General features: G+C 66.0%; 8 protein-coding genes and 1 other RNA gene. 4 read left to right on the top strand and 5 right to left on the bottom strand.

The window, feature by feature from the left end:
- Window positions 1–143 precede the first annotated feature (143 nt).
- Window positions 144–698: a DUF4334 domain-containing protein gene (locus ABQE44_RS22095; RefSeq protein ID WP_448394308.1), complete on the top strand. Its 555-nt coding sequence runs from the start codon at window positions 144–146 to the stop codon at window positions 696–698.
- Here ABQE44_RS22095 and ABQE44_RS22090 read toward each other — a convergent pair.
- Window positions 695–1,342 carry a winged helix-turn-helix transcriptional regulator gene (locus ABQE44_RS22090; protein WP_448394307.1) on the bottom strand — a complete coding sequence of 216 codons (648 nt, stop codon included), beginning with the start codon at window positions 1,340–1,342 and terminating at the stop codon, window positions 695–697. The genes ABQE44_RS22095 and ABQE44_RS22090 overlap by 4 nt on opposite strands.
- A gap of 63 nt (window positions 1,343–1,405) precedes the next feature.
- On the opposite strand from ABQE44_RS22090, the gene ABQE44_RS22085 reads away from it, so the two are divergent.
- Window positions 1,406–2,275, top strand: coding sequence for an alpha/beta fold hydrolase (locus ABQE44_RS22085; protein WP_448431907.1), 870 nt, complete (start codon window positions 1,406–1,408; stop codon window positions 2,273–2,275).
- The gene (locus tag ABQE44_RS22080; RefSeq protein ID WP_448394305.1) at window positions 2,275–2,610 is read left to right on the top strand and encodes a TfoX/Sxy family protein; all 336 of its coding nucleotides are present in this window, start codon (window positions 2,275–2,277) and stop codon (window positions 2,608–2,610) included. Before ABQE44_RS22085 ends, ABQE44_RS22080 begins: the two co-directional genes overlap by 1 nt.
- Here ABQE44_RS22080 and ABQE44_RS22075 read toward each other — a convergent pair.
- The 3 genes from ABQE44_RS22075 to ABQE44_RS22065 are packed head-to-tail and all read right to left on the bottom strand — an operon-like array spanning window position 2,585 to window position 3,977.
- Window positions 2,585–3,082, bottom strand: coding sequence for a methyltransferase family protein (locus tag ABQE44_RS22075; RefSeq protein WP_448394304.1), 498 nt, complete (start codon window positions 3,080–3,082; stop codon window positions 2,585–2,587). The two genes, ABQE44_RS22080 and ABQE44_RS22075, sit on opposite strands and share 26 nt — an antisense overlap.
- A complete protein-coding gene (locus tag ABQE44_RS22070; RefSeq protein ID WP_448431905.1) occupies window positions 3,083–3,514 on the bottom strand; it encodes a VOC family protein in 432 nt (143 codons plus the stop codon).
- A gap of 16 nt (window positions 3,515–3,530) precedes the next feature.
- Window positions 3,531–3,977, bottom strand: coding sequence for a helix-turn-helix domain-containing protein (locus tag ABQE44_RS22065; RefSeq protein ID WP_448394302.1), 447 nt, complete (start codon window positions 3,975–3,977; stop codon window positions 3,531–3,533).
- A 21-nt stretch (window positions 3,978–3,998) separates the two neighbouring features.
- Here ABQE44_RS22065 and rnpB point away from each other — a divergent pair.
- An RNA gene (gene rnpB, locus ABQE44_RS22060) (RNase P RNA component class A) lies at window positions 3,999–4,404 on the top strand.
- Window positions 4,405–4,414: 10 nt separating this feature from the next.
- Here the strand turns inward: rnpB and ABQE44_RS22055 are convergent.
- Window positions 4,415–5,914: a CYTH and CHAD domain-containing protein gene (locus tag ABQE44_RS22055; protein WP_448394287.1), complete on the bottom strand. Its 1,500-nt coding sequence runs from the start codon at window positions 5,912–5,914 to the stop codon at window positions 4,415–4,417.
- Window positions 5,915–6,000: the final 86 nt, after the last annotated feature.

Below are 6,000 nucleotides of genomic sequence, written 5' to 3'. Positions count from 1 at the left end.
GTGGTAGTCGTACACGCGAGCCTTGGTGCGAGCTGTAGCAGTGGAGCAACACCAATCACGGTATTGGCAACAAGGGCGCCGCGTAAAATCGTTGCGGCCCGGCCGATCGAGAATGCGAGGGCCTCGCGTGGAGGGAGTACGTCATGCTCGACGCGATCGGTTCTCCCGGCGAGGTGCTCGTCAACGTCCCCATCAATACCGGTGAGGCACTTTCGATGTTTGACAGCGGAGAGCCCGTCGAACCCGACTACTTGATCGGCATGTGGCGAGGCGCCGAGGTGCCGACGGGGCATCCGCTCGATGGCATCCTCGCAGCCAGCGGCTGGTGGGGCAAGGAGTTTATCGACTCGGAGACGGTGCATCCGTTGCTGTTTCGGAGTCGTGATGGCATGCATGCCTGGGCGATGAACCCCATCCTCGTACCAGTTCAGTTGGCGTTGAAGCTTCGCGTGCCTTCATTTGCGTATCCACTTCTGGGGCCCACGATCTCCGCGTTGCGGCCGGTTCTGCAGACCCGCCGGCCCAGGGCCCGGTTGCGTTCAATGACGTATCGCGGCCAGTCGACTGCCGCGATGGTTTACGACCAACAACCCGTCGTCGATGTGTTCCGAAGGGTCGCCGAAGACGTAGTCCTTGGGGTAATGGATCTGCGGGGCTCGGCAGAGCCGTATTTCTTTGTGCTGCAGCGGCATCGTTAGGCAAGCGCCGTCGGCGCTTCGAAGACGGTCCGCAGCGCCTCCTCGTTGCCCTCACAGGAAACGACTTCGGCGACATCGTCGAGCCCAAGAAGGCCGGCCGCCAACCCGAGAACTATCGATGCTTCCGCGCGCAGGACCGCGTCGAAGCCGCGGCCGTCGGGGACACCTACGTCGATACCGGCAGGGGTGGCTCGTACCTGCACCGCCGCGCCCTCGTCACCGTCAACGGCGATCCCGACTTTCACCGATTCGGCAGTGGGTGCGCGGTCGGCGAACAGCGCAGGCAGGGCCAACAGGAGCCACTCGGCGCGAAACTCGTCGCCTTCAGGCCCGCGGATCATCAGCGGAGTCGACCAGCGGATGAGCCCTTCGATTGGTTCGCGGAGTTCGGCGCCCCACGGAGTGAGCGCGTAGGTGATGGCGCCACCATCGTCGGCCAGCCTCCGTTCGACCACCCCCGCCGACTCGAGATCACGGAGTCGATCTGCCAACAGGTTGGTAGCTATACCGGCGACGCCAGCGCGCAACTCACGGTAGCGGGCCGGCCCGACCAAGAGTTGGCGCACGATTAGCAGATTCCACCGGTCGCCCACCACATCAAGCGCCCGGGCAAGCCCGCAGTACTGACCGTAGTCTCGACTCATAACCTCTCACTTGTTAATCTAAAGTGCACTTGAGTATATCAAGCAACCGAGAAGGGGTGCGGAATGACGGTCACGCACCGACCCGCCTGGGTCGACGACACACTGTTCCCGTTCGACAGCCGATACCTCGACATCGCCGGACACCGCGTCCACTACGTCGATGAAGGATCCGGTCCGACGTTTTTGTTCCTGCACGGCAACCCGACCTGGTCGTTCCTGTATCGCGACGTGATCGCATCCCTGCGCGATGAATTCCGTTGTATCGCAATGGACTACCCAGGATTCGGGCTGTCGACAGCGGCGCCCGGATATCGGTTCCTGCCCGCCGAACATGCGCAAGTGACCGCCGAATTCGTCGAAACCCTCGGGCTCGCCGACGTCACGCTGGTTGCCCATGACTGGGGCGGTCCCATCGGGCTGGCCACGGTGCACCGACTTCGGCGCAGATTCCACCGACTGGTGCTGGCCAACACCGCCGGGTGGCCGGTCGACGCGCTGCGCGTACAGGTCATGTCCCACCTCGTGGGTGGCCCGGTAGGACGCCTGCTGATCCGCCGGTTCAACCTGTTCGTCAAAATGATGATCCCCGTCGGCCACCGTCTGACCAAGCCCACCAGCGCGGAAATGGCGCACTATCAGAAGGCCCTCGATAGCCCGGCGCGCCGACAAGCTTCAGCGGTATTTCCCCGCGAGATCACCGGCAGCCGTGCATTTCTCGCCGACGTCGAAGCCGGACTGGCCGATCTCGCGGCCCTGCCGACCCTGATCATCTGGGCCGACGTCGACATCGCGTTCGGCGACAACGAACTGCGACGCTGGGAGTCGACGTTCACCGATCACCACACCGTCATCGTTGAAGGAGCGGGCCACTTCGTCCCGTCCGACGCGCCCGAGCAGTTCGCGGCCGCGATCCGCGATTGGTACGGGACGTAATGGCCTACGACATCGCGCTGGCTGCCCGAGTGCGGGCGACGCTCGCCGGCAATCCCAGCGTGCGCGAACAACCGATGTTCGGCGGGCTGGCCTTCCTGTTCGCCGGGCGGATGGTAGTCGCGGCCAGCGGCCAGGGTGGGCTCCTGGTTCGCGTCGGCGCCGAGAACGCCGAACGGCTACTGGCGACCACCGCCGCGATACCCATGGAGATGAAGGGCCGCAGGATGCGCGGCTGGCTGCACGTCGAGCCGCAACATCTGCAATCGCAAAGTCAACTCGCAGAATGGATTGCGATCGGAACGGCCGCGGCTAGCTTGACGGAGTCCACGGGGTGAGCCGCGGTGTCCACGCAGGCACGTTGCGGCGATACTCCTCGTACTGTTCGCCATAGGTGCGCACCAACGTCGGTTCTTCGTACCAGCGCACGAACGACGCCGTCGCGATCCATCCAAGCGCGGCGTACAACACCAACCACAGGTTGTCGAACATCACCGCCTGGCCCAGAATCGCGACGAGTAACCCGACGTACATCGGGTTGCGCACGAATCGGTTGAAACCGGTCACTACGAGCCGTTCGGTCGGCGCGGCAGGCATCGGCGTGCCACCGGCTTTCACGAACTCGACGAAGGCGTGGATCGGCGGGATCAACCCGAGCACGACCATCGTCGCACCGATGGCCACCCGCAGTGTCGCGCTGGATCCGGTGATCTCCCAGCGGGTGATCAACCACGGACCCAACCCGACGACCGTGCCGGGGGCGACGACGAAGAACGCCGCCGAACCCAGCGCAGCGGTGCTGATGCGCATCTAGCCAGTATTGGCCGGAACCTCGGTCCGTTGGGTCAAACGCACACTGTTGCCCGACGGATCGCGAAAGCCGCAGTCGATTCCGTACGGCATCTGGTGCGGCTCCTCGGTGAACTCCACACCGCGGGCCTTCATCTGCTCATAGCTGGCCTGGCAGTCCTCGGTGGTCAGAAACACCGTTCCGGCAAAGCCTTTGGCGGTCAAGTCCAAAACCTGTGCATGGGTGGCGTCGTCCATCAGTGGCTCACCAGGCACTGCCATCAGCACGATCGACACATCGTCCTGCCCGGGCGGGCCGACAGTCAGCCACCGGAAGTTGGCCTCGGGTAGCGAAACATCCTCGCGCACTTCCATTCCGACCTTTTCGGTCCAGTACTTCAGCGCGACTTCCTGGTCGTGCACCCACAGGTGGGCACATGAAATCTTCATCATGGGGACGACGCTACGGTCAGCGGCCGCCGATCGTCTTCTCCCCGTGTGCTGTCTTGACGCGGCTGTCGGCGGGCGGGCGGGTGTCGCGCGCCAGGATGCAACTGGGCACCCGGGCATGCACCGACGCTGGCGGCAGGCTGGCCCGGTACGCGGCGGGCGGCAGGCCGTACACGCGCGCGAAACTCGTCGTGAACGATCCGACGCTGCCCAGGCCCACCAAGGCGCAGATGTCGGCGACGGAGCGGTCGGTGTAGCGCAGCAGCGCGGCCGCGCGCTCCAGTCGCCGGGTCTGCAGATAGGACCTCGGGGATTCACCGAACGTGCGGGTGAACATCCGCGTGAAGTGTGCCCGCGACAATCCCGCGGCGGCGGCCAGATCAGCCACCGTGATCGGCTCGGCGTAGCGCGCGTCGACCATATCCTTGGCCCGCATCAAATACCGGGACGGAGGCGGCTGCGCCATGCGTTAAGTTTAGTGGGCGGATGAGTTGGCTGGGCGGCCGCGGGATTCAGGGAGAACCTGGGTTTCGAGGAAAGTCCGGACTTCACAGAGCAGGGTGATTGCTAACGGCAATCCGAGGTGACTCGCGGGAAAGTGCCACAGAAAACAGACCGCCACCATTGCGGTGGTAAGGGTGAAACGGTGCGGTAAGAGCGCACCAGCACTCCGGGTGACCGGAGTGGCTAGGCAAACCCCACCCGAAGCAAGGCCAAGAAGGTCGCAACCTGGTTGCGGCCGCGCAGGCGCCCGAGGGCTGCTCGCCCGAGCCTGCGGGTAGGCCGCTCGAGGCACCCGGCAACGGTGTGTCCAGATGGATGGTCGCCGCCTTGCCGCCGTGGTCACACGCGGCGGTGAGGGACAGAATCCGGCTTACAGGCCAACTCATCCGCCCTGCGGGGTCAGCGCGTCCGGCGCACCGCCTTGTCCAGTTTCTTCAGCGCATCGTCGAGTTGATCGCGTGAGCGACGCGCCAGTTCACCCTCCTGCTGGAACAGCAGACCGTAGGTGAAGGTGTCCTCGCCTGCGGCGTGCGCGGCGTCGGCCTGGCGGCTCAGATGGTTGCGGCTGACGACGCTGTCCTGGTGATCGCCCAACAGGGACTGGATGGCCTTCGCGCGGTCGGACACCTTGTCGGCACCCGTGGCGGCCGCCGAGTAGCGAAGACGCTTGGCGCCCTTGCGGATTCGGTGCAGTGCCTCATCCTTGTCGTCCTCGGTCGCCTTGCGGGCTGCCTTGGCCGCCTTGCGGACACGTTTGTACGCGGCGTCTATGGTGGTCGCGGGCTTCTGCTCAGCACCGTCTTGTGCGGGTTCGGCGGCCACCAACTCCTCCAGCCCCGCGAGCAGCCTGAAGTAACGCGGTGAGCGCATCGCCAGCAGCGAGCGCCGCAGACCCGCCTGGTACTGGCGCCTGGCGCCTTCGACCAACCGTTCGCGCACCGGTCCGCGCGCCAACTCCTCGGGCAGGTCGTCGAGTGCGCGCTCGTAGCGTTCGGCCAGCACCTCGGCGTCGCGGGCCACGCCGAGCACCCCGGCCAGCGCCCTGAGCTCATCGAGAAGCCAGGCGTTCGGTGCGCCGTCGGCGACACCGAACGCATCCTTGGCCGACTGCAACAGGCTGCGGATCTTGCGCGTCGCCACCCGCATCTGGTGCACCGAGTCGTACGAGTCGTCGCGCACCGCGCGGTCCCACACCAGCAGCCGCTCGATCTGCTCGGCGACCGCCTGGTGCAGCGGATCGCGTGCACCCCGGTCGTCGGTGTGCTCGTCGTCGTGGGGCTGGGCGCTGGCGAGTGCCCGTGCCAACTTCGAGCCGTGTCCCGCCGGCTCCGCGCCGGCGTCGAGCAGCCGGTTGGCAAGCCGGTCGAGCAGGTCGGAGCCGTCGTCCCCAGCGCCTTCGGCCAGTTCGATCTCCCATTCGCGCCAGCGCTGTTCATCGTCACTCCCGGCCGCCCACGCAGTGACGTCGTCGTCGCAGAACTCGGCGATCACCGCATCGTCTGCGCTGACGAGGTAATCGACCGCTCGGTTCGTCGTGATCCGCGCGACGGGCGCCAGCGGGCGGTCGCGCACGATCGCCGCCACCGTGTCGCGCAGTTCATCGGGCACCTCGTCGGTGGACGCGCCCAGCGGTGCGCGCACCTCGGTGCGCGCCCCCTTCTCTGCAGGCAGCTTGAGGTGCCAGCCCTCGTCGGAACCGCCCGTGCGCCGACGCAGGGTGATCCGGCGCGCCGCGAGAGCGCGCTCCGGCGTGTCGTAGTACACGGCGTCCAGCGTGTGCGCCGGCCTGCGCTCGACACGCGCGACCATCGCCAGGCCGTCAAAAGACGGCGAAACCGTCGATTCGCGGACGTCGAACTTGCGCTCGACCTCGGTGTAGCGGTCGGATTTGGCTGCCACACCGATCAGCGTGCCATATCGGCGTGACCTGCGCGTCTACGTCCCGCAGCGGGGTATCCGTGACAGCCTTCACAGACAAATGGACC

The sequence above is a fragment of the Mycolicibacterium sp. XJ2546 genome, assembly GCF_053483195.1.
The sequence above is the reverse complement of the archived record's forward strand: the minus strand, read 5'-3'. Positions and strand labels throughout refer to the sequence as shown.